Raw genomic sequence first — 25,716 nt, 5'->3', positions numbered from 1 at the left:
AACGGTCGCACCGTGCGCTCCTACAGGAAGACGCCCCCGCCGCGCCTGCCCGCACGCCGCCTCAGCCGGAGTCCCGCACCGCCGCGAGGCACTGGTCGTAGAGGTCGGCCAGGTCGAGCCGTCCGTCGTGTCCGACCCACAGCTCGGTCGCCGTGTCCGCGCAGGCGAAGACCGTCGCGATGATCGCCTTGGCGCGCGGGTCGGGTGCCAAGCCGGTGGCGGCACCCAGCCGCACCTGGACGACCGGGATGAGTGCGGCCTGCCAGCGCAGACGCTTCTCGATGTAGCGGGCGTGCAGCGAGGGAGTGTCGAAGATGAGACGGGAGAGTTCCAGCGCCCGCTCAGCGGTGTGGTTGGCCGTCAGGAGGACCTCGAAGCCGGCGCGCAGGGCGTCCCAGGCGGACATCTCGGCAGGCTGCCGCTCGACCGTCCGCTTCAGCAGCTCGCCCAGGGCATCCTGATCCCCGCAGACCAGGTCCTCCTTGGTGCCGAAGTAGCGGAACAGGGAGCGCTGCGAGATCCCCGCCTCCCGGGCGATCTGCGCGATCGTCGTCTGCTCGTAACCCTGCTCGGCGAACAGGCGGACCGCCGTGTCCAGGATCGCCTGGGCGGCCACCTGTCGCGAGCGATCCCACAGAGTCGTCATGAACATCAGGCTATCGCCTCTGGACAGGAGCCGCCTACTTGGCATTAACTGCCAACTAGGCAGCGACTGAAAGAAGGGTCACCATGACAGCCGTCGACTATCACGGACAGACCACACTGATCACCGGTGCCAGCGCCGGTCTCGGTGCCGAGTTCGCCCGCCGGCTCGCCGCCCGCGGCTCCGATCTGGTACTGGTCGCCCGGCGCAGGGAACGCCTGGAGGAGCTGGCCGCCGAACTGCGCGCTCACCACAGCGTCCAGGTCCACGTCATGGAGATGGACCTGGCCACGGACACCCCCGGACAGGCGCTGGCCGCACGGGTGGAGCGGCTCGGCCTGCGCGTCACCAGCGTGATCAACAACGCCGGGTTCGCCACCTTCGGCCCGTTCCACCAAGCGCATCCGGAGCGGTTGCGCCGGGAGATCGCCGTGGACGTGACGGCCGTGGCCGACATCAGCCGCGCGTTCATCGAGCAACTGCGCGAGGAAGGGCGCGGAGTGCTGGTCAACGTGGCGAGCATGGCCGCCTATCAGCCCAACCCCCGCATGGCGCTCTACGGAGCGACCAAGGCGTTCGTGCTGAGCCTCACCGAGGCCCTGTGGGAGGAGTCCCGCGGCACCGGGCTGCGGGTGCTCGCCCTGTCCCCCGGCGCCACCCGGACCGAGTTCTTCGACGTCGTCGGCACCATGCGGGCCGCCGGAGGGAGCAAGCTCGCCTCGCCCGCCGACGTCGTCCGCACCGCGCTCACCGCCCTGGACCGCAGGAACCCGCCCCCCAGCGTCATCGCGGGACGCATGAACCGGGTGGCCGCCGCCCTCACCCGACGCCTGGCCACCCGACGCCAGGTGATCCGGGTCGTCAGCCGGCTCACCGCCGAGGGGACATGACGACGGCCGGGGGAGCCGGCGTGGACCGGCCCCCCGGCCGGACACGGCACAGCACGCCGAGAGCCGACCGGAGCCGCGGGCTCCAGGATCGCCACGCACGCCATGTGGTGGGTCATCGAGAAGAGGTCGAATTTCGGCGAGTCGCAAAGACATACAGGTCAGGGCCGGTGCACGTCCAAAGATCACGCCCGGTACGCACGATCAGCGTCAAATGAGCGTCACGGATCGCCAGGGCGGCAGGCAGATGATGTGCCAGCCGCCCGGACGGCGAGGGCGCCCAGAGCTCCCAGAGGCTTGCTTGATCGCCCAACCGAACGACATCGAAACCAGGAGAAGCACCAGCGGCAGGACAGGTGGCATGAGTGAAGCTACCGGCAAGTACTCCATCACCATGCCACGGGACATCGCCGAGGCCGCCCGCGACCGCAGCGGTCGCCCGTCAGGTTGAGCGCGACAATCTCAACGAGCTCATCGCCGTCGCGGAGGCGGAACACGGCCCCGTCACCGACGAGGAGATCCAGGCCCTGCGCGACGAGCTCCACCGGGCCCGGCAGCAGCAGGGCCCGGGCCGGACGGACGCCGCGTGACCCGTACCTCCCCGGCGGTACCGGGCGGCACTCTCGTCCTGGACAGCGAAGGGCTGGCGAAGGCCGTCCTGAGCGACCGCACGGTCACTGCCTGGCTCGCCCTCGCCCGCGCCGACGATCTCCGGGTCATCACCTCCGCGGCCACTCTGGTCGAGGTCGTTCACCCCCGGATCAACCGCCCCGCCCTGGAGTGGGCCCTCTCCCGGCTCGACCCGGCCGCCGCGGGTGGCCGGCGCCATCTTCAGCGCGGCCGGCACCCAGCTCGGCATCGCGGTGCTCGCCCATCGCGTAGCCGAGAGCCCGCCGGGAGAACGCGTCGTGGACCGAGGCGAGATCGAGCTTTCCCTCGCCGGTGACGATCTCGGTCATGCCGCCCCACCACAACACGTTCGGCGCGACCGCGTCGAAGCCACGATGCACCAGATCAGGGGCGGCCTGGCGCTTGCCCTGCCGGGTCGGCGACTTCCGCCTGCGCGGTGGAATCCGGCGATCTCCTTGACCTCGGGCTTGAGCTGGGTGTTCTCCGCCCGCAGCCGAGCGAGTTCATCGTCCCTGGAGACCGTGGCAGCCCTCGCCCTGCGGCGGGCACGCGACACCCACGACGCGAGCGTCGCCGGCTTGATGTTCATCTCCTCGGCGACCTGCGGGACCGGACGCCCCGACTCGGTCACGAGCCGTACCGCCCCCTCACGCACGTCCGGGTCGTACTGCTGCCTCTCCTGCGCCACGAGCCCCAACTTCCCTTGCAGACAGGTCTCTACGCAACGAGGGGAGGGTCACCTCGACCGCGTGCGGCTTCGTCGGCAGGGCAGGGGCCACGCCCACGGACGTTGGCCCCTGCGGGTGCTGGCGGCGGCACCTACCGTTCGAGGAGGCTCATGTTCTCGTAGTTCCAGCCGGTGGTTTTCTCCGCGCTGCCGACGGGTGCGTTCAGGTGGCCGTCGGTCTTGGCGGTCCATGTGTAGGTCTTGACACTTCCGTCGGTCCTTCCGTAGAGAGCTCCGAGGTCGTCACGCCCGTCGCCGTTGTAGTCGCCGGTGACCACCTGCATGCTGGTGCGGGTGAAGGCGTCGGCGGTGGTGGACCATGCGACCGTCCGGTTGCCGAAGGCGTTGGTGGCGTCGGTGGTGAAGGTGATGGCCGCGTCGGAACCGTCGACGTAGTCGTACCACAGGACGATGTCGTCGCGGCCGTCGCCGTTGAAGTCACCGTTGTTGACGAAGGTGCGGTCGAAGCTGCCCCAGGTGTCGCTCTCCCAGCCGTGGACGACCGTGTTGTCGAAGCCGCCGTCCGGCTTGCTGGGGAAGGTGATGAGGCTGACCCTGCCGTCGGCGAAGCTGTAGAAGGCGGCGAGGTCGTCGCGGCCGTCGCCGTTGAAATCGCCGCTGGTGGTCTTCATGCGGCTGCGGGTGTAGCCGCTGTCGCGGTACCAGGAGGAGAAGGGGGCGTTGAAGCGCCCGTCGACTCCGGCGGTGAAGGTGAAGATCTTGTCGCTGCCGTCCGCGTAGTCGTACCAGATGGAGACGTCGTCGCGGCCGTCGCCGTTGTAGTCACCGACCTGGTCGTACATTCGGGAGAAGGTCCAGCGGCCGGGTTCGACCTGCCAGGACTTGACCGCCCCGCTGAACGTGCCGTCGGCCTTCGCCAGCCAGGTGAACATGGCCACGGCCCCGGTGGCGTAGCCGTAGACCACGGCGATGTCGCCGCGGCCGTCACCGTTGAAGTCGCCGGCCATCCGCTTCATGTGTTCGGGGACCCAGCTGTCCACCGCGCCCTGGTAGGCCAGGGCCGGCAACTGGAAGGTGCCGTCGGAGTTGGTGTACCAGTTGTGCACCCGGTCGTGGCCGTCGGTGTAGGCGTACCAGCTGGCGATGTCGCTGCGGCCGTCACCGTTGAAGTCCTTGCGGACATGGGTGCCCGACGACCACAGGGCATGCCCCTTGGCGTTGTGGATCACCAGGTTGCCGCGGTCCTGGAGGAGGGCGTAACCGTTCGCGGCGCTGGTCTTCGACTGCCAGGCGACGGTCGAGTCGTCGGCCTTGTAGAGCACCAGGTTGCCGTTGCTCTGCATGACGGCCTTGGTGCCGTCGGTGGTGTTGGTCGACCACAGCTGCTTGCCGGTGGCGTTGGCCTTGACCAGCAGCTTGCCGCTGTTGAGTTCCAGGGTGACGGAGGCGGAACTGTAGGTCTGGCCGGGGGTGATCGTGGTGCCGGAGGGGATCCGCACGCCGCCGTTGGCGCCGTCGATCAGGACCGCGGAGCCCAGGGTGCCGTCACTCAGTCCGGGAACGAGGTGCATGCTGTTGTCGGTCTTGCGGATCCACAGGTCGGCGAGGTCGTCTCCGTTGAGGTCTCCGACGGATCCGATGTCGGGAACGGACGCCTTGCTGAGACCGCCACGGAGCTTGACCCGTCCGGTGGTGCCCCAGGTGGCGAGGTCGAGCTTGCCGCTGGGGTCCTTGGTGCCGTAGGAACGCCAGATGTCACCGGTGGCGTCGTCGCGGAGCCAGATGTCAGGGACGGTGTCGCCGTTGGTGTCGCCGGGGGCGACGACGGTGAACTTGTCCCAGTCGGTGCCGCCGACCAGGGTGGGCGGCCCGAAGGCGTCCAGTCGCTTGTTGTAGTGACCGTAGTAGGCCCACAGCTTGTTGCCCTGCTTGACCAGCAGGTCGGGGATGGAGTCCCCGTTGATGTCCCCGGGGGCGACAACCTGCGAGGCGTCGTGCCAGTGGTTGTACCCCGCCTCGCAGCCCTCGGGGTCCTCGTCGCTGGGAGGGGTCGGGAAGGGGCAGTCCAGGTGCAGCTCCTGGCGGCCCTCGTTGTAGTTGGTGGTGGCGATGCCGGTGCCGTTGTTGGGGTAGGACCACAGACGCTTGCCACCGGTGGTGGTGTCGTCCTCCAGGGTGATCAGGTCGGTGTAGCCGTCCTGGCCCCAGTCGGTGCGGTAAGTGATTCCGACGGCGTCGAAGGACTGGCCGCCATTGGTTGCGGCGGAGAACTTGCCGGTGCCCTGGCCCGCGTAGGTCAGCAGGGTGCCGTTGGAGTCGACGGCCCAGATGTCCTTGTGGGTGTCCCCGTTGAGGTCACCGGGTGCGTCGCGGTCGCGGGAGCGTGTGGCGTAGAACAGGTACGTCGCGGTGTCCGAGCGGTTGCCGGCGCTGTCCACGGTGTAGGCGAACAACCGGTGCGGCCCGAAGCCCGGGGGCGAGAAGGTGACGGAGGCACTGCCTCCCTTCGCGACATCGACGCTGTTCACGTCCGGGTCGAAGTCGGTCCACCACCGGTAGGACACCACGTCCGTGACGCCGTTGGGCGTGAGGGTGAAGGTGCCCGGGGTACGGGCCTTGCCCGTGATGGTCGGCCACCCGGCGGAGCCGTCCGGGAACTGGGGGGAACCGATCTTCGGCGGGTTGCTGGGCCGGGTGCGGTCGATGGTGAACTTGCAGGTCTGGGACCAGGCGGAATAGGCGTTGTCGTGGTCCTTGGCACGCACCTTCCACGTGTAGGAGCCACTGGGGGTGTCCGCCGCGGGCAGCAGCAGGGTGACGGCCCGGCGCTTGAGGGTGGACATGGTCTCGCTGACCACCGGGGTGGCCGAGCCGGACTTGAAGACCTGGAACTCGGCGGTCAGGTTTCCCGCGTCGAGGTCGTCGAGGGTGGCGTGCACGCTGACGGTGGTGTTGCCGATGGTGCCGCCGGCGGAGCAGGAGGTCTTGGGGTTGGTGCCCAGGCCGTAGGGGGTCCTGGGCGGGTTGTTGTACTTGGTCTCCAGCACCGCGGTCTTCGGGTCGAACTTCTTCCACCCGAAGGTGTCGCCCTCGTTCGAGGCGTACATGCCCAGCGTGATGCTGTTCCACTTCTTGCCGGCCGCGTCGGCCAGCTTGGAGGTCACGTCGAACTCGAGGGCCCCGGCCGGGCAGTCGTCGCTGCCTCGCCAGCCCTTGGCGTCGTCGACCGTGGCGAGCCGGCTGTGCTTGGCCGGCTGCTGGTTCCACGTGGTCCGCTTGGTGATCTTCCCGGTGTGCCAGACCTCGACGGGCCGGTCCTGGCACGACCAGGACCACACGTTCCTGATCCGGAACGTTGACGACTTGACCTTCGCGCCCTTGATCTCACCGATGTCGAACTGGAAGAAGGACCGGGACAGACCGTTGGTCTCGTTCTCGTAGCCCACCCGGGCGACCTCGTTGGAGTCCCAGTACGAGTTGTCCGGGTACTTCTTGTACACCCGCGTCCAGTGATCCCGCTCGCCCCAGGCCCAGGACGGATCGATGTACACGGGGTAGGCCGTGTCGGCACCGGTGAGGAGCTCCTGGTCAGGGGTGATCTCCAGCGTGCTGCCGTTGACCGCGGTCGCCATCTCGGCGTCCTGGGCCCCCGGCGCGGGCTCGAAGACGTCCCCCGGCCCGGCGTCCTCGGCCAGCGCCTGCGACCGTACCGCCGCGCCCACCGCCGAGGTGGTGGAGGAGTCCCACATCAGCGGCGAAGGACTGGTGAACACGTTCTGCCCGGCCGGATCGGTGGCCTCCACCGTCTTCGTGGCGGCGTCCACCGACACGTTCAGGCCCACCGTGCTCATCCGATACTTCAGTGTGGCCAGAGCCGGATTCGCCGCGGCCTGCGCGTTCTTGACCACGATGAGCTGGGAGAAGCCCTCGATCTCGGCCTTCAGCTGCAGGTCCACCCCCGGCAGGATCTCGCTGTACATGGCCACGTTGCCCTGGAGCGTGGGCTTCGGCAACGCGGACGGCCAGCTCAGCGACAACGTCCGGCCGTCCTTGATCCCGGACAACAGCGGCCCCGTGCCGCCGCCCGAGAAGGTGACATCCACCGCAGCGGCCTTGGGTACCACGGTGCCGTCGGCGGCGAACTGCAGCGTCGGATCGGTCGCCACCCAGGCGCCACCGCGCATGACCCGCACCGGGGCGCCGTAGCGCCTGGTGGAGAAGGACCCGTCCGGGTTCGCCCACACATCGGACACCTCCGTGCGGGCGACGACGACCTCCACCGGCTGCCCGGCGGCCTGCGCCTGCTGCAGCGCGGCGTCCTCCTCCGACAGCGACCCGTCCTCCACGGAACCGCTCGGAGCCGTGGAAACGGACGACTCGGCCGCGGGCACCGGCATGGCCGCACCCGCGAGCATGAGACTCGCCGACAGCAGAGCCGTCATCCCCCGAGGGATCAGTCCGTGTCGCCCGAGAGGTCTTCTGTATTTCCAGTACATTCCCTACTCCTCGTGTTCTCAGGTAACGACCGGAGCCAGGCGCGTGCACAGCACCGGTGCGGGACTTTCTCGAATGAAGATGAGAGGTTCCTGCTTTCGGGACCGGCCCGGTGGCCGGCGCCGGCAGGACCGGCGCCACCGGTGTGCGGCTGCAGCGATCCACAGCACACCCCTGACGTGGTGCATGAGCCGTTCCGCTCGCCGGGGAAGCACTCCGTGGGCTCTGTTGAACAGCCGGTCGATCATTCCGTGGAAATGCACAGGGCCGTGATTCCGGTCAGGAGGATTACCGGAGTGACCAGGAACCGGGTCTCCGGACCGGCCACCCTGTCACCTGGGGTACTTACCGAAGTCGACCAGCGCGCCGAAGGCGCCGTTCACCTTGTCGGAAAGGAATCCTCCGGCATTCTTGGCAGCGTTCGCCAACGTTCCCCCCTTGAGGGACCAGTTGGCGGCGATGGAGAATCCCAACTTGGCACCCGGGTGGAATCCCGCCTGGGCCGTGAACACCGGGTTGCCCCTACTGTTCCTCTTGTCGTGCATATAGCCGGCGCTCGCGGTCAGTCCCACTCCGTTGAGAGAGGCGGTCCCCTCCGCTTCGAAGCTCAGGCCCTTCAACTGTTTCGGGTCGTCGGCATTGCTGACCAGAAGAGTCACTGCTGCTTCGGACCCGACATGAGCGCCCGTCTTCACACTGACGGTCTCCTCCGTGTAGAACTTGATCTTCCTGTCCGCAGTCAGCGTCATGTTCGTGCACACGCTGGCACCGCCCCCCACGGGGCCGGCCGACACACCTGCGGAGAGGCAGACACCCACGGTGGACACGCCGGTCAAGTCGACCATCTTGTGGTAGAGCGTCTCGGCATTCGCCGTATTTCTCCCCGACAGCATGTCCCACGCGACCTTCTTCAGCAGCTTGGTCACGTCCGGATCCCGCATGGCCGAGCCGACCTTGTTCTTGGTGTCTTCCATGCCTGGTACGTCACTCGGCGACGAAGCCGGGCGCTCACGCTCCGGGTGGTACTCGGAATCCTTGTCCGGGATGCCGTTGGAGCAGCCGGTGATCACTCCGGACATGCACTCGGCAACTCCCATGCCTGTCGGGTCGCTGAAGGCAAGGGGGTTCTGCATGCCGTAGGTGTAGCCGTTGATCGACTGCGGTTTGTCGAGCTCCAGCAACGGGTCGACGCTGATGAAGCGTCCGGTGGTGGGGTCGTACTCGCGCGCTCCGATGTGGACCAGACCGGTGTCCCCGTCGTTGGTGCCGCCCAGGAAGCCCTTGTCCCCTCTCCAGGACGTCGGGGAAGTGCCGCGGGGGGCTCCGAAGATGTGGCTGCGGCGGTGTGTGACCGCCTGGGTGGTGGCGTTGATCTGGGTGGTGGCGGTGTTGTGGTGGTCGGCGAGCAGGAAGGTGATCTTTCCCGCGGTGCGCACCGCGACCGTACGACCGGCGAAGGCGTAGTAGCGGGTGCCGGTCACCGTGCCGTTCTTCAGCGTCGCCTCGGTACCGTCCGGCAGGTAGAGGGTCGTACCGGTGCTGTCCCGGCGGATCAGCCGTTGCCCGTTGGTGTCGTAGAGGTAGCTGGTCGCCTTGGCGCCTTCGGTCGTCGTGGCCAGGTGGCCCTCGGCGTCCCAGGTCAGGTCCTGGCTGCCGGCCGAGCGCGCGCGTGCCGTGGTGTTGCCGGCGTCGTCGTACTCGTACCTCTCGGTCGTGGTGCCGGCCGGTCCGGTGGTGGTCACCGAAGGCAGCTCGTGCGTGCCGGTGGGCGGTGCGGCGTAGGTGCGGGTGGTGTCGCCGCTTGCGGCCCCGGTGGCGTGCTGGGTCTCCGTCCTGCGGTTGCCGATCGCGTCGTAGGTGTAGGACGTCCAGTAGGCGTCGGGCCCGCCGACGTTCGAAGTGCTCGGCGCCTTGGCGCAGTTGTCCGTGGCGGTCCATGCCTGGGTGATGCGGCGCAGTGCGTCGGTCGTGAAGCACTGCGTGTCCACCTGCCGGGTGGTGTCCTGCCCGGTCCCGGTGACGACCTTGGTGATGTTGCCCGCCAGGTCGTAGCTGTACCCGGTGTCGATCACGCGTTGGGGCGCGATGCTGCGGTCGGTGGTGGTCTGCGTCAGCCGGCCGGTGTGCTCGTCGTAGGTGTTGGTGGTGATCAGCGGACTGGCGAACTCGCCTTGCTCCACACGGATGTCGCGTCCGTAGTGGTCGTAGGTCGTGCTGCTGACCAGTGCGTCGGCGGCCTCGGCGCCGGCGTACAGAGTTTCCGGCAGACCGGCCGGATTGTAGGCGTTCTCGACCCGCTCGTCGGCCGGCAGGCCACCGATTCCCGGGTGCTTGGTCCACCTCACCTCGCCCGTCCGGAAGTACGAGGTGGTCCACTTGTACGTTCCGGCCAGGGCGCCGTTCGCCGTTGTGGCCGGGATCGTCACCTCGGTCACCGACGGCTTGTACAGCGTCGAGTACGCGGTGACCTTGGTGGTGTACGCGTCCGACCCGTCGTACCGGGTGGCCGTGCCCAGCCGGCCGAGGCCACCGGTCGCGGTGTCGTACTCCCACTTCGCGAGCAGCTTCGTGCCCTGCTTCAGTGCGGTCCTGCGCCCCAGTGCGTCGTAGTCGGTGTGCAGGGTGATGTCACGCGAGTCGGTGACGTCGGTCACCCGATCCCCGGCGTCGTGGACGCTGACCGAGGCGCCCTTGTCCGGGTCCACGGAACGTACCTTGCGGCCACGAACGTCGTACTCGTAGGTCCAGACCGCGCCGGACGCGTCCTCGACCCTGGCCAGGTGGCCGCGCCGATCGTAGCCGAAGGAGGTGGACTGGGTGGTGGTACGCCCGGCGTCGGTGTACTCGTCGACCCGTACGGTCCGCCCGAGTGCGTCATTGACGGTCCTGGTGGCGGGGGCGCCCGCCGGCGGGACCACCGTGGTGGAGTCCCCTGTGTAGGCGGTGGTGGTCCGCCTGGTCTCGTCCCCGTACTTCCTTGAGATCACAGCGGTGACCCGCCCCGCGCGGTCGAAGACGGATTCGGCGGCGGACGGGTAGTTGAGCTCCTGGCCCGTCACCATGACGCCCTCGGCCGCACCGGTGGCGTAGAAGCTGCCGGAGTTGTGCCAGGCCAGACCACGTGAGTCGTACAGGGTGCGGTTGACCAATCGGCCGGAGTCGTCGGGGGACGGCTCCTGGGCCTCCACCTGCCGCAGCAGGCCGTCGTAGAAGACGTATGACGACCGGTAGGCGTCCGCGTGGTTCAGCTCCTCGGACCTGACGACCACCGGTGCGTCGCGGCGCACTTCGTAGGAGAAGCTGTAGCTGGGCCTGTCCGGGTAGGCGGCCTCCGTGTGCGCCGGGGTCCACACCTTCACCAGTCGGCCCAGCGGGTCGTAACGGCTGGTGGTCACCCGGCCGTTGGCGTCGGTGACACTGGTCGGCTGACCGCGCCACGGCTCGAGCACACTCGTGCTCCGGTGGCCGAGCGGGTTGATCACCTCGACCTCGGTCGGCACTTCACCGGCCGCGGGCTTGTAGGCGGTGCTGGTGACCTTGCCGTGGACGTCGGTGACCTTGAGGGCACGGCCGTAGATGTCGTAGTCGCCCAAGGCGGTGGTGCTGACGGTGTCGTAACCGGTGCCGGCACCCTTGATCCGCTCCGTCCTGGTGACAAGTCCCTTGGACGGAGGAGTCGTCAGGCTGGTGGCGCCGTCGTGGTAGGTGCGGGTGTCACTCACCACGTCGCCGGGCCGGCTGACCGTGGACCCGCATGTGACCGCCACCGTCTCGACCCGGGCCACGGTGTTGAGGAGCCAGGCGGTCTCGTTGCGGTTGTACGTGGTGGTGGTGCACTTCTCGTCGCCGCTCCTGGCCTCGTCCCCCGTCTCGGAGACTGTGGCCACCATGCCGTGGCTGTCGAAGGTACGGGTGAGCGAGGTCTTCCGCACCCCGCCCGTCACCGTGGTGCGTGTCTGCTCCTTCTGGGTGCCGGTCCCGTGGGCCACCAGGTCCGGCAGAGCCTCGTCCCAGGCGGTCTTACGCACCTCGGTCGCGGTCGCGGCCGAGCGCCACGGCGTGTAGGAGGTGGCCGACACCAGCGCACCGGTGTCCCCGTTGTAGGTGGCCTGCTCGCGCGGCATCCCGGCGAACTGCTCGCGGTCCGTCACCGACACTCCGGCCGAGTCGGTCACAGCCGCGCCGTCCATGCCGCGGAAGTAGCGTGTCTCGGCGAGCGTGGTCGGATCCGTACCGGCACCCTTTCGCGTCTGCACCCGCCCGTAACCGCGGGCGATCGAGTAGGTGCGGTCGGCCGGCCTGGTGAACTCGTCCGTGCTCCTGGCCCACTCGGCGTCCCCGAGGTAGGAGTACTTCGTGGAGACGTGCGGGGTGTCCGCGAGGTTGTCGTCCTCGACGACCTCGGTGACGACGTAGGAGTTGAACCAGTCCGTCTTCGCGGCCGACCCCTCCGCTGCCCACTTGACCGGGTAGCACCGTGTGCCGTTGGCGGCGTCGGTGGGCGGCAGGGTGGTGGAGGTGCAGCCCGGCGGGCTGTAGTTGACGCCGATGCCACCGCCGGTCTCGGTGATGATCTGGTTCAGGCGCAGCCGGATGAACGGAGCCAGGCCGTCCCCCGTCCTGTCCACGCGGTTGGCCATCTGCTCGCCGGCGAACGTCACCGGCGGCATGGCCGCCGTACCGCCCGTCCTTCCCGTGCGGGTGATCGAGCGCAGCCACATGGGGGTGGATATACCGTCCCCCGCAGCAGGGAAGTCCTGGGCCAGTGTCCAGGAGTCCACGTCCTTGTACGTACCTGCGGTCAGCACCTTCGTGGTGATCTCCGTCAGACGCTTGCGGGTCCAGAAGCTCGGTGCGTACCTGTCGTTGCACTCGGTTCCGGACTTGCACTCGAGGTCCTGGGGGGTGTCCGGCCAGTTCGCGGCGTGCGCCTCGTCGAAGGCCGAGCACGCGGTCAGGCAGCGCTCGGCGACCGTGAAGTGGACCTGGCCCATCGCCTTGCCGGTGTAGACGGCGTTGGAGCGCAGTCCGTAGTCGATGTGGTCGAGGTGACCGCCGCGTATGTACGGGGTACTGGTCGAGGCGCCCGTGTACTCGTCCACGTTGCGGCCGTAGTGGTTGGTCTCCTTGTTCCAGTAGTACGCCATGGCGTTGCCACGGGGGTCCACCACGTAGTCCAGTTGCCAGCGCCATGCCTGCTGGCACCAGGCGGAGGCGAAGGATGCCTCGTGGCACGGCTCTCCGGACTGGTTGCCGAACACCGGCACGGTCCAAGCCGAGTTGGTCACGGGATCGTCCGCCGCGGTGCCGTGGTCCGACCAGCCGGGCAGCCTGTTCAGACCGAAGAAGTACTGCGTGCCGTCGGTCGTGGTGATCTTCCAGTGCTCACCCACGCCGTCCACTCCGGCCGTGCCCTCGTCGCCGTTGGAGGCGCCGGTGAGCTTCTCCACCTTCTCGCCCGAGTCGTCCGCGGGACGCCAGCCCTTGCCCGACTCGTGCACCAGTTCGGTGGACTTGCCGTTCAGCGACAGCACGGCGTTGTCGGAGTACCAGCACATGTCGCCCACCTTGGCGGTGTTCGTCGCCACGGGCTTGTCCTTGTCGTCGTTGCAGGACGTGTAGCGGCGCTCGATGTATCCCGGCTGCCAGTCCCAGCCGTCCCCGATCCAGCTCGGCTGGTTGTTCGATGCCGCTGTGCGGCCGTCCACAGCCTGCGAGGAGTAGCCGAGTGAGACGCCCGGCTGCAACCCGCCCGGCACCGCCGGCACCGTGATGGGATGCTGCCAGGAGAAGGCGCCGGTGGAGTTCCCGGCGCTCCACGTGCCCGACGGCTGCAGGGTGGTCGCCTTGTAGGTGCCCGACGAGCCTTCCGCCTCGGCTGTCACGGCCAGCACGGTCGCACGGGCCGGTGAGAGCCCCTCGGCGCCGCTCGCCGCCATCGCCGCGGACGGTGTCAGCGTCGCCGTCAGCGTTCCGGCCTTCGTGTCGTTGCGGGTCTCCAGGGGTTTGCCCACCCCACAGCGCTTGGCCGCGGGCGTGCTCCACCCGCACTCAGGCAGCTCCACAAGCCGCAGTCGGCCGGCGAAGTCACCGCCGAAGGCGGTTCGGTAGGCGGAGTAGTCCACCGTCACCTTCAACGGCTGCTTGATCGTGGCCTTGTCGGTCCGCCTGATGGAGACCAGGGCGCCGTCGGCACCCGCCTCGCGGGCCGTCACCCGGTCCGCGACGGACACTTCGAGCACCGCCCCCTCACCGGCACCGATGTCCCGGGCCGCACCCCCCGCGGGAGCGACGCGTACCGGCAGGTCGCCGGCCTGGAGCGCCTGCGCGGCCCCGGTGCGGAGAGCGACCTTGGCAGACCCTGCCTTCGGCCAAGTGCCCTTGGACGGCTCCCAGGGGTGTGCTGCCGCGTCGTCCGGCTTCTTCGACCTGCCCTGTCTCACGGCCTCGACGGGCACCGCCTTCGGCTGACGTAACGACGGTGCCGGACCCTTGTCACCCGGTCCAGCGGCCGCCGTCGCCTGAGCCGGCAGCAACACCGCCAAGACCGCTGCCGAAGCGGCAACCGCGCACGTACGTAAGCTCGTTCGTCTCACACCCACACTTCCCCCCGTTCTCCACCGGACATCCGGCCGCCCCGGCAACACCCCAGCAAGCGGCCGGGGTGGGGACGACAAGAGGGCGGACACCATTGCCATGGCGGCGTGGCAGGCCACGCCGCCGTGGTGCGGCTTCTGAAACGTCGACGATTGCTGAGAGCAGTGTGCTGTCATCATCTTTCAGACTTCTGTCACCCGACTCGGCCTCCACCTGTCAGCGGTGATCGCCGCCGGCGGGGATTGCGCCCTCGCGCCATTTGTTCGGCCGATGGTCGGGGGAGGCCGTCGCGTGTCTTGGCATCGCACGGCGGGGGCGCGGCGCGGACGCGACCACCATGCGGCGCGATGCGGACCGCGCCGACGACACACGCGGCCTGGGCTTGCTTCGCTTTGGCGGACATCCGGGATCAGGGGTTGAGGCCCCCGGAAGGATGTCCACCATGGAGAGCATGGGGGAAGAAGAAGCCACGCCCTCGCCGCTCGTTCACACCGGAGTTCAAGGCGGAGATCGTCGAGTTGTGCCGACGTGGGGACCGCACGATCGGTCAGGTCGCCCGGGACTTCGACCTGACGGAGACCGCGGTGCGGTTGTGGGTCGGCCAGGCCCGGGCCGACCACGGTGAGAAGGACGGCCTGAGCCCAGGCCAGAGCTGATTTTTCACGCCGACAGGGGCTGTCGGTACACCAGCCGGGAACTCGCAGCCGCCGATCGCATGGGCATACGGCTGTCCGTGGGGCGGACCGGAGTCTGCTGAGAATTTCAGTCTGTTCGCACCGGATCCCGCAAGGATCGGGGAGCCCCGGCCGGGCGGTCGACGATCAACGCCAGGACACTCACGGGGTCGGTCAAACGCTCTCGCCGAGTCCTTCCTCGCTGCCCTCAAACGCGAACTCGTCCCCGCCGGCGGCCACGTGTGGACCAGCAGAGCCTCCGCCCGTACAGCGATCCTCGAGTACGTCGAAGGCTGGTACAACGTCCGCCGCCTGCACGGCAGCCTGGGCTGTCGCAGCCCCGCCGACTACGAATCCGCTCTCGCGGCCTGACCGGCACAACCACCGTGTCCGTCAAAGCGGAGCAAGATCAGCCGGAGCGTCGTCGGCTCAGGAGGATGTGATGAGGGTTTCCAGCTCGGCCAGCCTGGCCTCGACCCGCGACGCATCCGCCGGAGAGATGTTCCGGAAGAGGCTGATGGCCCTGCGCAGCGACCCCAGGGCTTCTTCGGACGAGCCCATCAGCAGTTGAGCTTCCGCCAGTTGGGCGAGGGTCTCCGCCTCATAGATGAGCTCGTGCCCGGCGCGCATCCGCAGGGCCTTCTGATAGTGCACGACCGCCTGGTCAGGTTCGCCGAGACTACGGTGCACGAACGCCAGGCTGTCCAGCGCCGCCGCCGCCCCCATGGGGTCACCCAGACGCTCGAACAGGACGTATGCCTGGGCACAGTCGTCGCGGGCCGCGGTCAGTTCCCCCAACTGTGCCTCGTACCAGCCCGCGTTGTTGAGCGCCATCGCCTCACCGGGCCCGTGCCCTATGAGACGGCAGACCTCCAGCGCTTTGAGGCTGTGCGCGAGGGCCTCCTCGTTCTCGCCCTGCTGGCCCGAGAGGACGGAGAGCTCGGTCTCGACCACGGCGACGCCAACGGCTTCGTCCGCGTCCCGGTAGATGCCCAGCGCCTGCTCAAGGTGGTCGCGGGACTCCGCGAAGCGGCCCAGCCTGTTGAACGCCTGCCCCAGCCCGAAGTGTGAGTAGGCGCGAGGCAGGGCCTCCCCGCTCCGTCGGGCTGCCGCCAGCGCGAGCTCGTGCATGCGTGCCTGTTCGGGCAGCCTGCCGTAACGATAGAAGTAGGTCCGAACGGCGCGGGCGAACTGCCACGTGAGGTTACTGCCGGACTCGGCGCTCTCCTCGACCGCACTGGTCAGCGCCCGGCGCTCCGCGTGGAACCAGTCGGAGACCGCCTCACTGTCGGTGAACTCGCAGACGGTCACTCCTTCCCCGGGGGAGGGAACGGGCAGCGGAATCTGAAAGAAGGGGTTCAGTACCAGATCACCGCGCATCGCCGAGTGCAGATAGTGCTCCAGAGCGCGTTGCCGGGCGGCATCCTTGTCGGCCCGGGCGATCTCCGTGGTGGCGACTTTGCGCGCATACGCCCACACCAGGTCGTGCACCACGAACCGGTCCCTGCCGAGCGGGTTGATCAGATGACTCCGGACGAGTTCGGACATCGCACGCCGCGCACGCGACAGGTCTGCGCCCAGGAAGCTGGCGGCGGCCGCCAGCGTGATCTCCGGATTGACGTGCATGCCCAGGAGGCGGAAGAGGCGGCCCGATTCGGGTGTGAGGGACCGGAAGGACCAGGAGAACACCGCCTCCAGATTGCTCCTGCCCTCTCCCTGGGAGAACGCTTCCAGCCGCTGCTCCGGATGGATCATGTCGTCGGACATGAGGAGGGCCAGGTCCTGGGAATGGGCGATCACCTGGGCCAGAACGATGTTGAGCGCCAGGGGCAGCCCTCCGCAGACATTCGTGATCTTCTGGATCGTGGCTCGTTCAGGGGTCGCCGCGGTGTGTTCCAGTCTCCGCGTGATCAGCTCACCGGCGTGCTCCGCGGTGAACGGATCCAGAGTGACGAGCCGTGCCCCGTGCCCGACCATGATGTCCGACAGGACGTTCCGGCTGGTGACGACGACCAGGGATCCGGGAGACCCGGGAATCAGCGAGCGGACCTGTTCCGAGTCCCGGGCGTTGTCCAGGACAATGATCATCCGGCGGTCCGCCAGGAGACTGCGAAACAGCCCGACCCGTGCGTCGAACGTCGCCGGGATGCGCATCGCCGGAACACCCAGCGACTCCAGGATCGTCCGCACCGCGTCGTTGGGGGCGACGGGTGCGTCGTCAGGGCCGAAGCCGCGCAGGTCCAGGTGGAGCTGGCCGTCCGGGAACAGTTGGCGGTTGGCGAGACACCAGCGCACCGCCAGCGCCGACTTCCCCACACCGCCCATACCGGTGATCAGACAGACCAGGGGGGAGGTGCCAAGCCCCGGCCTGAAGTCGTCGAGATGACTCTGCAGTTGCGCCATCTCCGCGCGCCGACCAGCGAAGTGCTCGACGCCGGGCGGAAGTTGGCATGGCGTCGCCCAGCTCGGTGCGAAAGGCGGGGTACTTGTCGGTCGGCCCGTCCCCGCCTCGCCGCCCAGGACCTCGATGTGCGCGCGCTGCAGCTCTTCCCCGGGTTCGAGGCCCAGTTCCGCGATGAACTGCTCGCGCACCCGTCTGTATGTCTGGAGAGCGTCCGCACGTCGGCCGGATCGATGCAGTGCCGTGATGAGCAGAGCGGACAGACGCTCCCGCAGCGGGTGATCGGGGTGCAGAGGCATGAGCGCGCGCACGACATGGTCGTGCCGCCCGGCTTCCAGGGCGAGCTCCGCGAGTAACTCCACGGCGCCCAGCCGCTCCTCCTCCAGCACGGGGACCATGGTGGTCGCGAGCCAGTCACCCGCCGCGTCGGCCAGCGGAGGACCACTCCACTCGTCCAAGGCGCGTTCGAGCAGGTCGACAGCGGTGGCCGGATGAGCGGCCTGTGCCGCACGGACCAGTTGCCGGAACCGGTGGAGGTCCACCAGGTCCGGCTCGGCTTCGAGCGCGTAGCCCGACGACGAGGTGATGAGCTCTGCCACATCGTGCTGCTTCAGGAACTGACGCAGCCTGGATATCTGCACCTGGACCGAATTGCGCGCCGTGCTCGGCGGATCCTCACCCCACAACGCCGTGACCAGTCTGGCGGCCGGCACCACGCGGCCCGGGGTGAGGAGCAGCGTGGCCAGGACGGTCCGCTGCTGCGGTGTGCGCGGACGGTGCACCAGCCCTCGACTACTCAGGCCGATCGGACCCAGCACCCGGAAGCGGGTGTCGTTCATGCGATCACCTTCTGCTCGACAGCACTCCAGGGCTGTGCTGGGCCCGGATCATACCCGGCTTTCAGCGCAGGATCAGCGGCTTGCAAGTGCCCCGGGAGAAAGTGTTTCAGCAGGTGGCGCGGCGGAACCGGGCGGCCCGCCCGGCGGCGGAACGCCGCCCGATTGCGCCGTTGCCGACAGCGAGTTCACCACAGGTGCAGGAGGCCAGGCCGGATGAAGATACGTCTACTGGGTGCGGTCGAAATTCACGGACGCGACGGAGCTGTCCGGCTGCCCTCGGAGAAGGCACGTGCGCTGCTCGCGCTACTGGCGTGGCGGCCGAACGCGTTCCTCTCGGACGAACGGGCGGCGGAGGAGATCTGGGGAGGCGATCAACCGGTGCATCCCACGGGCGCCCTGTACACATGCGCGACTCGCCTCCGCAGAGCGATCGCCGAGCCCGGGCAGTCGCCCAGATACAGCGTCGTGGCACGGCGGCGTGGGGGCTACCAGCTTCTCGTCGATCCTCAGGACATCGATCTCCACCGCTTCCGCGGACTGCTGGCCGAAGCACGGCATGCGGTGCGCCGCGATGACGACGCGGAAGCCCTTGAGATGTTCGACGCGGCGTGCGCCCTCTGGTCCGGCCTGCCCCTGCCGGATCTCTCCATCGAGTGGGCTGGGAGGGCACGTGCCGCCCTCGAGAGGGAGTGGCTCGGCGCACGTACGAGCAGGATCGCGGTCCTGCTGCGGATGGGCCGTCAGGGGGAGGCGATCCCGGAACTGTTCCAACTGGCCGAGCAGGACCCGCTCGACGAGAGGATCGCAGCGATGCTGATGCTCTCGCTGCACCGGGACGGGCGGCAGCACGAAGCGCTCCGGTGTTACTCAAGGATTCGTGCCGCGCTGGTCGAGGAACTGGGTGACGAGCCGGGTGCGGACCTCAGGTTCCTGCACACGAAGGTGATCGCCCGTGCTCCGGAGCTCGCACGGCCTGGCGGGATTCGCGTGGCCGGGGAGCCGGAGGACCAGCTCCTTCTTCGCTTTCTGGCGATGGCTTGACGAACACGTGCGGGGATATACGGCGCGGGCGTGCGGGAAGAACCTGCACCGAGATCAGGGGGCTCCTCGTGCGGCGGCGCGGGCCCGTGGCGTCCGCGCCTCCCCTTTCTCGCCCGGCGCAGGCAGGATCGCCGCCGCTTCCCCCGAACGGTCCGCCTTCTCGACGGGGACGCCGGGCCCTCGTTGATGGCGTGCGCACGTCACTGGAAGCGCCCCCACCGCTCCCTCGCACCTCTCGTCCCGTCCCGGCTCACGCGGATCCCTCACCCGGAGCGGCTCGCGGTGTTCCGGCACGCTCGTGCACAGGCTCACTCGTGCGTCCGCGCTCCTCTCCGGGCCTCGTCCCGACGAACGCACCCACAGGCGCACCCGTGAAACGCCACCCGATCGAAAGCCCGTGCCCTGCGCGATGGCCCTCAACATCACCCTACGTAATCAGAAGCAGTCGCCAGCGGTCGGGGCTCTCTCAGCCCTGATACAGGGGCGCTGCTCCTGGCAGGTGGGAGCACCCGCATCGGAGCCGCCGGCCCTCCAGCATGGCGTCATTTCGAGCGTCATATGAGCGTCAGGGTTCTCGGCAAGTCGGCCCACGACAGCTCTCACACGGGTCCCGGCAGCGGGAAACCGCAGGTGGGGGGTACCCCGCCCCACCTGTCGTGCACGGCAGAACACGTCGAGAGTCGACCCAGTGCGGAGAAACCGCAGGTCAAAGGCCCTTCTTCACCGGCTCAAGGATCGCGACGCACTCCACGTGGTGGGTCATCGGGAACAGGTCGAACACCCGCAGCGTCCGCACCCGGTAGCCGCCGTCGCGGAAGTAGGCGATGTCGCGGGCGAGGGCGGCCGGGTCGCAGGCGACGTAGGCGATGCGGCGGGCGCCGAGGGAGGCGAGGTGGCTGACGGTCTTGCGGCCGGCGCCGGCACGCGGCGGGTCGAGGACGATCAGGTCGACCTCGGTGATGCCGGTGCGCGGCAGCACCGCCTCGACCTTGCCCTGCTCGATGCGGACCCGGTCGAAGCCGTCCAGGTTGTGGCGGGCGTCCTCCACCGCGCGCTTGCCGGACTCGATGCCCAGCACCGCGCCCTCGTCGCCGAGGCGGTCGGCGAGCGCTCCGGCGAACAGACCGACGCCGCAGTACAGGTCGAGGGCAGTCTCGCCCTTGCGCGGCAGCAGGCCCTGCATCACGGCGGTGACCAGGGTGTCCGCGGCCTTCGGGTGGACCTGCCAGAAGCCGCCGCTGCCGACCCGGTAGGTCCGGCCGTCGGCCCGCTCGCGGACGAAGGGACGGCCGTGCACCCGGTGCACGCCGCCGTCCTTCTCGCCGACCCGCATCACCGAGACGGGCCGGTCCAGCTCGACGATCGGCAGCCGGGCGCCCTCGCGCGGGGTGAGGATGACCTGGCGGTCCTGGGAGCCGGTGGCGGCGATGGCCTCCACGCTCTCCATGCCGGACCACTCACGCCGCTCGATGCCCAGTTCGCTGACCCCCTCGGCGGCGATCATGCAGTGGTCGATCACCTGCACCTCGTGCGACCGGTGCTTGCGCAGACCGGCCTGCCCGGTGCCCGGGTCGACGGCGTACTGGACGCGGGTCCGCCAGGACGGGACCTGGCCGGCCGGCACCTTGTCGCCCTCGGCGGGCATCACGGTGCCGTCCCAGCCGGCCTCCTCCGGGGTGAGCCCGGCCAGCCGCTGCAGCTGCTCGGCGACGACCTCGCCCTTGAGCCGCCGCTGCGCGCCCGGCTTGGCGTGCTGCCAGTCGCAGCCGCCGCACTTGCCGGGGCCGGCGAACGGGCAGGGAGCCTCGACGCGGTCCTTGGACGCCTCGATGATCCGCACGGCGTCGGCGCGCAGGAACCGCGCGCCCTCCTCGCCCTCCGTCACCCGGGCCACGACGCGCTCACCGGGCAGCGTGTGCCGGACGAAGAGGACCTGGCCCTCGTCGGTCCGGGCGATGCAGTGCCCACCATGGGCGACGGGGCCGATCTCGACCTCGTACTCCTCCCCCACCAGCGACTTCTTCTCCTGTGCCTGCATGGCGGGGTGACTCCACAACCTCGGTGACGAATCGGGCACGCGCACCCGTGGCGCGCGTCCGGACAACAGCCGACCAGTCTACGCGCTCGGCGGGACGCGCCGCTCCGGCCGGCGACGGCGACGCGGGCCCGACCGGAGGAGGCGGACGGGGACCGGACGCCTCCTCCGGAACGGATAAGGACCGGGCCACCGCCGGAGCAGGAACGAACCGGCAGCCGCCGGAGACGGAGCGGGAGGGAACCGGCCGTGGTCAGCCGGTCCCGCCCTCCTCCGGCCCGCCCTTGTCCCGCCGCTCACCGTTGCGGGACGGCACGGCCGGACCGCGCCGCACCGAACCCGGCGCGTTCCAGTCGGCACGCCGACGTGCCCGGAGCCGGGCCGCCTCCGAGGACTCCAGCTGATACGGGACCGAGGTGACCATCACACCGGGCTGGAAGAGCAGCCGGCCCTTGAGCCTCAGCGCGCTCTGGTTGTGCAGCAGCTGCTCATACCAGTGGCCGACCACGTACTCGGGGATGTAGACGGAGACCATGTCCCGGGGCGACTCCCGGCGCAGGTTCTTGACGTACTCGACGACCGGGCGCGTGACCTCCCGGTAGGGCGAGTCCAGGACCTTCAGCGGGACGCCGATCCGGCGCCGGTCCCATTCGGCGCGCAGCTCCCTCGTCTCCGCCGGGTCGACGTTGACGGTGAGCGCCTCCAGGGTGTCGGAGCGCATCATCCTGGCGTAGCTCAGCGCCCGCAGGGCCGGCTTGTGGACCTTGGAGACCAGGACGACGGAGTGCACCCGGGAGGGCCGCCGGCTCTCGTCGCCGGGCTCGTCGGGCGCCGCGATCTCCTCGGCGACCCGGTCGTAGTGGCGCCGGATCGCCGTCATCGTGCCGTAGAAGACCACCATGCCCAGCAGGGCCACCCACGCGCCGTGGGTGAACTTGGTGAGCAGCACCACGACCAGCACCAGCCCGGTGAAGGTGGCACCGAAGGCGTTGATGGCGCGCGAGCGGTGCATCCGCCGGCGGGTGGCCTGGTCCCGCTCCGTCGCCAGGTGACGGTTCCAGTGCCGGACCATGCCGATCTGGCTGATGGTGAAGGACACGAACACGCCGACGATGTACAGCTGGATCAGCCGCGTGGAGTCCGCGTCGTAGACGACGACCAGCAGGGCGGCCGCGCCGGCCAGCAGCACGATGCCGTTGGAGAAGGCCAGCCGGTCGCCGCGGGTGTGCAGCTGGCGGGGCAGGTAGCGGTCCTGGGCGAGGATCGAGCCGAGCACCGGGAAGCCGTTGTAGGCCGTGTTGGCGGCGAGGAAGAGGACCAGCGCGGTGGCCCCGGCCAGGATCAGGAACGGCAACGTGTTGTGCCCGAAGACGGCCTCGGCTACCTGCGAGATCACCGGGTGCTGGACGTAGTCCGCGCCCACCGGCTGCCCGTCCTTCAGCAGCTCGTGGGCGGGCGACTCGGCCATCTTGACGCCGGTCGCCATGGCGAGGGCGATGATGCCGCAGAACATGGTGACGGCGATCGCGCCCATGAGCAGCAGCGTGGTCGCCGCGTTGCGGGACTTCGGCTTGCGGAACGCGGGCACGCCGTTGGAGATCGCCTCCACGCCGGTCAGCGCGGCGCAGCCGGACGAGAAGGCCCGCAGCAGCAGGAAGACCAGGGCGAAACCGGCGATCCCCCCGTGCTCGGCGTGGATCTCGTAGTCGGCGGTGGGGGCCTTGAGGTCGTCACCGAGGAGGATCCCGCGGAAGGCGCCCCAGAGGATCATCACGAAGACGCCCGTGACGAAGACGTAGGTCGGGATGGCGAAGAGCTTGCCCGACTCCTTCACGCCGCGCAGGTTCATCAAGGTGAGCAGGACGATCACCCCGACGGCGCAGGCGACCTTGTGCTCGACCACGAACGGCACGGCCGAGCCCAGGTTCTCGATGCCGGAGGCGATGGACACCGCCACCGTGAGCACGTAGTCCACCAGCAGGGCGCTGGCGACCGCCTTGCCGGCCCGGCGGCCGAGGTTGGTGGTGGCCACCTCGTAGTCGCCGCCCCCGCTGGGGTAGGCGTGGACGTTCTGCCGGTAGGAGGCCACGACCGTGAACATCAGCACCACGACCGCGGCGGCGATCCAGGGGCTGAACCGGTACGCCGACACGCCCGCGATCGACAGGACCAACAGCACCTCTCCGGGAGCGTAGGCCACGGAGGAGAGGGGGTCGGAGGCGAAGACGGGCAGGGCGACCCTCTTGGGCAGAAGGGTTTCCCCCAGCCGGTCGCTGCGAAGTGCGCGCCCGATAAGGATGCGTTTGGGCACGTCGGTCAGTTTGGACACGACAGAGGATCGTAGGCGGGCCCGGGGGGAGGTCCCAGCCAGGGACATCAGGAACGCGTTAAGGGAGTGAAAACATCACCAACCCTTTACCCGATGGGTGCGGGGGGTGGTTTGCTCCCGACGCTGCGTGTGTACCTTGGGCGGCTGTCTGAGACCCTGTTCCTGCCGACCGGTGACACCGGCCGGCCGTGACAACTCGGCCAACGCAGTGCAGTAGCGACAAATCGGAACACCGGAAGGACGGTCGTGCACATCGTCATCATGGGCTGCGGACGCGTAGGCGCCGCGCTCGCCCAGACCTTGGAGCAGCAGGGGCACACGGTCGCCGTGATCGACCGCGACCCCACGGCCTTCCGCCGGCTGGGTTCCGGTTTCGGAGGCCGCCGGGTCACCGGCGTGGGGTTCGACCAGGACACCCTGCGTGAGGCCGGGATCGAGGAGGCGGGCGCCTTCGCCGCCGTCTCCAGCGGCGACAACTCCAACATCATCGCCGCCCGGGTGGCCCGCGAGATGTTCGGCATCGAGCACGTCGCCGCGCGTATCTACGACCCCCGGCGGGCGGAGGTGTACCAGCGTCTGGGCATCCCGACGGTGGCGACGGTCCGCTGGACGGCCGACCAGATGCTGCGCCGGCTGCTGCCGTCGGGCGCCGAGCCGCTGTGGCGCGACCCGACCGGCGGCGTCCAGCTGGCCGAGGTGCACACCTCCCCGGCGTGGATCGGTCACCGGATCAGCAGGCTCCAGGACGAGACGGGCGTGCGCGTGGCGTTCCTCACGCGGTTCGGCGAGGCGATGATCCCGTCGTCGCAGACCGTCCTCCAGGACGGCGACCTGGTCCACGTCATGATGCGGACCGAGGACGTGGCCGAGATCGAGGCCGCGTTCGCCAAGGGTCCGGAAGAGGAGGCGGGGCACTGATGAGGGTCGCCATTGCCGGAGCCGGCGCCGTCGGCCGCTCGATCGCGGGCGAGCTGCTGGAGAACGGCCACGAGGTGCTGCTGATCGACAAGGCGCCGACCGCCATCTCGGTGGAGCGGGTGCCGCGCGCCGAGTGGCTGCTCGCCGACGCCTGCGAGATCACCTCGCTGGACGAGGCGGCGCTCCAGCGCTGCAACGTCGTCATCGCCGCGACCGGCGACGACAAGGTCAACCTGGTGGTCTCGCTGCTGGCGAAGACCGAGTACGGGGTGCCGCGGGTCGTCGCGCGGGTCAACAACCCGAAGAACGAGTGGCTCTTCAACGAGGCGTGGGGCGTGGACGTCGCCGTCTCGACGCCGCGTCTGATGTCGGCCCTGGTCGAGGAGGCGGTGAGCGTCGGCGATCTGGTCCGCCTGCTGCGGTTCAGCCACGGCGACGCGAACCTGGTCGAGCTCACCCTGCCCCCGGAGTCGGCGCTGGCCGGCACCCGGGTGGGCGACGTGGCGTGGCCGCAGGACACCTCGCTGGTCACCATCATCCGCGGCTCGCGGGTGCTGGCGCCCTCGCCGGAGGACTCGCTGGAGGCGGGCGACGAGCTCCTGTTCGTGGCCGCGCAGGACCGCGAGGAGCAGCTGGAGAGCCTGCTCTCGGTCCGCAACGGCGCCTGACCCACCGGAGCGGCCGGGCCGGGACACCCACCCAGGGTGTCCCGGCCCGGCCGCTCCGGCGTTACCCGGCCCCGTGGGGCGCGGGCGCGGTCAGCTGTCGCGCCGGTGCCGGCCGCCCTGCTCCGGCGCGGCCGCCTCACCGGACCCGGCCTCCGCGTCGGCGGCCTCCGCGGCCGCCTCCGCCCGCTCCCGCTCCTCCATCTCGGCGAAGACGTCGATCGGAGCGGGCGCCTTGGCCAGGAACACCCAGGTCAGCCAGACCGCCAGCAGGAACGGCGGGATCTTCAGCGAGATCAGCACCCAGCCGAGTTCGGTGGTGTCCGCCCACCAGTAGAGCGGGAAGAGAATGGCGCACTTGGCCAGCAGGATCAGGCCCCAGGCGACGCTCGCCTTCGCGTATGCCTTCTTCCGTCCGGGATTGCGCTTCCGCCAGGACAGGTTCTCCTTGAACAGCGGTCCCAGGATCACGCCGATCAACGGGAAGCCGAGCGCCGTGGAGAGCAGGTAGGCGACCGCGAGCCCCAGCGTGTAGAGCATGCCGGGCAGGTAGAAGTCCTTGGCGTTGCCCGTCATCATGGCGAAGACCACGCCGAAGGCCACGCCGAAGACGCCGCTGAAGGCGTGCTTGACGGTGTCCTTGCGGATCAGCCGGACCACGCCCATCAGCAGCGACACCGCGAGCGCGGCGATGGCCGAGATGTGCAGGTCCTTGTTGACGGTGTAGATCGCGACGAAGAGCAGCCCCGGCACGACCGTTTCGATCATGCCGCGGATCCCGCCGAACGCCTCGCCCAGCGCGGCCTCGGTCGCAGCCCGTGAGTCGTGCTCCGGCTGCTGCGTCTCTTCGGTCGGCTTGTCGAGCGACGTCACCG

General features: G+C 69.3%; 15 protein-coding genes and 2 pseudogenes. 8 read left to right on the top strand and 9 right to left on the bottom strand.

The genetic code is table 11. The features are described from left to right. Nucleotides 1-61: 61 nt before the first annotated feature. Nucleotides 62-646 (bottom strand): TetR/AcrR family transcriptional regulator, encoded by a 585-nt coding sequence (locus GBN72_RS31195; RefSeq protein WP_151775328.1) that lies wholly within the window; start codon nt 644-646, stop codon nt 62-64. 83 nt (nt 647-729) lie between these two features. Here GBN72_RS31195 and GBN72_RS31190 point away from each other — a divergent pair, with 83 nt between their 5' ends. The 3 genes and pseudogenes from GBN72_RS31190 to GBN72_RS35690 form a co-directional block, all read left to right on the top strand. Next, nucleotides 730-1,533, top strand: coding sequence for an SDR family NAD(P)-dependent oxidoreductase (locus GBN72_RS31190; RefSeq protein ID WP_151775327.1), 804 nt, complete (start codon nt 730-732; stop codon nt 1,531-1,533). Nucleotides 1,534-1,891: 358 nt separating this feature from the next. After that, nucleotides 1,892-2,120, top strand: a pseudogene (locus GBN72_RS31185) (CopG family transcriptional regulator). Continuing rightward, nucleotides 2,117-2,329 (top strand): annotated as a pseudogene (locus tag GBN72_RS35690) (DNA-binding protein); the annotation flags it as partial. The pseudogenes GBN72_RS31185 and GBN72_RS35690, both read left to right, overlap by 4 nt. On the opposite strand, the gene GBN72_RS34380 reads toward GBN72_RS35690, so the two are convergent. The 4 genes from GBN72_RS34380 to GBN72_RS31165 form a co-directional block, all read right to left on the bottom strand. Continuing rightward, nucleotides 2,292-2,489: a hypothetical protein gene (locus GBN72_RS34380; RefSeq protein WP_164540968.1), complete on the bottom strand. Its 198-nt coding sequence runs from the start codon at nt 2,487-2,489 to the stop codon at nt 2,292-2,294. The pseudogene GBN72_RS35690 and the gene GBN72_RS34380 sit on opposite strands and share 38 nt — an antisense overlap. After that, nucleotides 2,486-2,848 (bottom strand): transposase, encoded by a 363-nt coding sequence (locus tag GBN72_RS31175; protein WP_164540979.1) that lies wholly within the window; start codon nt 2,846-2,848, stop codon nt 2,486-2,488. The genes GBN72_RS34380 and GBN72_RS31175 overlap by 4 nt, the downstream gene beginning before the upstream one ends. Nucleotides 2,849-2,979: 131 nt before the next feature. Further along, the gene (locus GBN72_RS31170) at nt 2,980-7,290 is read right to left on the bottom strand and encodes an FG-GAP-like repeat-containing protein (protein WP_151775325.1); all 4,311 of its coding nucleotides are present in this window, start codon (nt 7,288-7,290) and stop codon (nt 2,980-2,982) included. A gap of 384 nt (nt 7,291-7,674) precedes the next feature. Further along, nucleotides 7,675-13,785: an RHS repeat domain-containing protein gene (locus GBN72_RS31165; RefSeq protein ID WP_246213020.1), complete on the bottom strand. Its 6,111-nt coding sequence runs from the start codon at nt 13,783-13,785 to the stop codon at nt 7,675-7,677. 501 nt (nt 13,786-14,286) lie between these two features. Between GBN72_RS31165 and GBN72_RS36135 the strand changes: the two genes are divergently transcribed. Both GBN72_RS36135 and GBN72_RS31155 read left to right on the top strand, forming a co-directional pair. After that, on the top strand, nt 14,287-14,595 hold the full coding sequence (locus GBN72_RS36135; protein ID WP_151775324.1) for a transposase: 309 nt from the start codon (nt 14,287-14,289) through the stop codon (nt 14,593-14,595). 54 nt (nt 14,596-14,649) lie between these two features. Next, the gene (locus GBN72_RS31155) at nt 14,650-14,985 is read left to right on the top strand and encodes an integrase core domain-containing protein (RefSeq protein ID WP_151775323.1); all 336 of its coding nucleotides are present in this window, start codon (nt 14,650-14,652) and stop codon (nt 14,983-14,985) included. A gap of 57 nt (nt 14,986-15,042) precedes the next feature. On the opposite strand, the gene GBN72_RS31150 is transcribed toward GBN72_RS31155, so the two are convergent. After that, nucleotides 15,043-17,853, bottom strand: a complete 2,811-nt coding sequence (locus GBN72_RS31150; protein ID WP_151775322.1) for an AfsR/SARP family transcriptional regulator — start codon at nt 17,851-17,853, stop codon at nt 15,043-15,045. A 213-nt stretch (nt 17,854-18,066) separates the two neighbouring features. Between GBN72_RS31150 and GBN72_RS31145 the strand changes: the two genes are divergently transcribed. Beyond that, nucleotides 18,067-18,894 (top strand): AfsR/SARP family transcriptional regulator, encoded by an 828-nt coding sequence (locus GBN72_RS31145; RefSeq protein WP_151775321.1) that lies wholly within the window; start codon nt 18,067-18,069, stop codon nt 18,892-18,894. 706 nt (nt 18,895-19,600) lie between these two features. On the opposite strand, the gene GBN72_RS31140 is transcribed toward GBN72_RS31145, so the two are convergent. Both GBN72_RS31140 and GBN72_RS31135 read right to left on the bottom strand, forming a co-directional pair. Continuing rightward, nucleotides 19,601-20,932 (bottom strand): class I SAM-dependent RNA methyltransferase, encoded by a 1,332-nt coding sequence (locus GBN72_RS31140; protein ID WP_151775320.1) that lies wholly within the window; start codon nt 20,930-20,932, stop codon nt 19,601-19,603. 250 nt (nt 20,933-21,182) lie between these two features. Continuing rightward, nucleotides 21,183-23,258: an APC family permease gene (locus tag GBN72_RS31135; RefSeq protein WP_151775319.1), complete on the bottom strand. Its 2,076-nt coding sequence runs from the start codon at nt 23,256-23,258 to the stop codon at nt 21,183-21,185. Nucleotides 23,259-23,504: 246 nt separating this feature from the next. Here GBN72_RS31135 and GBN72_RS31130 point away from each other — a divergent pair, with 246 nt between their 5' ends. Further along, nucleotides 23,505-24,176 carry a potassium channel family protein gene (locus GBN72_RS31130; protein ID WP_151775318.1) on the top strand — a complete coding sequence of 224 codons (672 nt, stop codon included), beginning with the start codon at nt 23,505-23,507 and terminating at the stop codon, nt 24,174-24,176. Beyond that, nucleotides 24,176-24,844 carry a potassium channel family protein gene (locus tag GBN72_RS31125; RefSeq protein ID WP_151775317.1) on the top strand — a complete coding sequence of 223 codons (669 nt, stop codon included), beginning with the start codon at nt 24,176-24,178 and terminating at the stop codon, nt 24,842-24,844. Before GBN72_RS31130 ends, GBN72_RS31125 begins: the two co-directional genes overlap by 1 nt. A 90-nt stretch (nt 24,845-24,934) precedes the next feature. Here GBN72_RS31125 and GBN72_RS31120 read toward each other — a convergent pair whose 3' ends face one another. Continuing rightward, entirely contained in the window at nt 24,935-25,714 is a 780-nt protein-coding gene (locus GBN72_RS31120) for a DUF3159 domain-containing protein (protein WP_151775316.1), read from the bottom strand. Nucleotides 25,715-25,716: the final 2 nt, after the last annotated feature.

The sequence above is a fragment of the Streptomyces abyssomicinicus genome (assembly GCF_008974245.1).
Taxonomy (GTDB): domain Bacteria; phylum Actinomycetota; class Actinomycetes; order Streptomycetales; family Streptomycetaceae; genus Streptomyces; species Streptomyces abyssomicinicus.
The sequence above is the reverse complement of the archived record's forward strand: the minus strand, read 5'-3'. Positions and strand labels throughout refer to the sequence as shown.

Excerpts from the sequence above, each read along its gene's own strand:
- GBN72_RS31195 (WP_151775328.1), bottom strand. The coding sequence starts at position 646 with ATGACGACTCTGTGGGATCGCTCGCGACAGGTGGCCGCCCAGGCGATC.
- GBN72_RS31190 (WP_151775327.1), top strand. The coding sequence starts at position 730 with ATGACAGCCGTCGACTATCACGGACAGACCACACTGATCACCGGTGCC.
- GBN72_RS34380 (WP_164540968.1), bottom strand. The coding sequence starts at position 2,489 with ATGACCGAGATCGTCACCGGCGAGGGAAAGCTCGATCTCGCCTCGGTC.
- GBN72_RS31170 (WP_151775325.1), bottom strand. The coding sequence starts at position 7,290 with ATGACGGCTCTGCTGTCGGCGAGTCTCATGCTCGCGGGTGCGGCCATG.
- GBN72_RS36135 (WP_151775324.1), top strand. The coding sequence starts at position 14,287 with ATGCGGACCGCGCCGACGACACACGCGGCCTGGGCTTGCTTCGCTTTG.
- GBN72_RS31150 (WP_151775322.1), bottom strand. The coding sequence starts at position 17,853 with ATGAACGACACCCGCTTCCGGGTGCTGGGTCCGATCGGCCTGAGTAGT.
- GBN72_RS31145 (WP_151775321.1), top strand. The coding sequence starts at position 18,067 with ATGAAGATACGTCTACTGGGTGCGGTCGAAATTCACGGACGCGACGGA.
- GBN72_RS31140 (WP_151775320.1), bottom strand. The coding sequence starts at position 20,932 with ATGCAGGCACAGGAGAAGAAGTCGCTGGTGGGGGAGGAGTACGAGGTC.
- GBN72_RS31125 (WP_151775317.1), top strand. The coding sequence starts at position 24,176 with ATGAGGGTCGCCATTGCCGGAGCCGGCGCCGTCGGCCGCTCGATCGCG.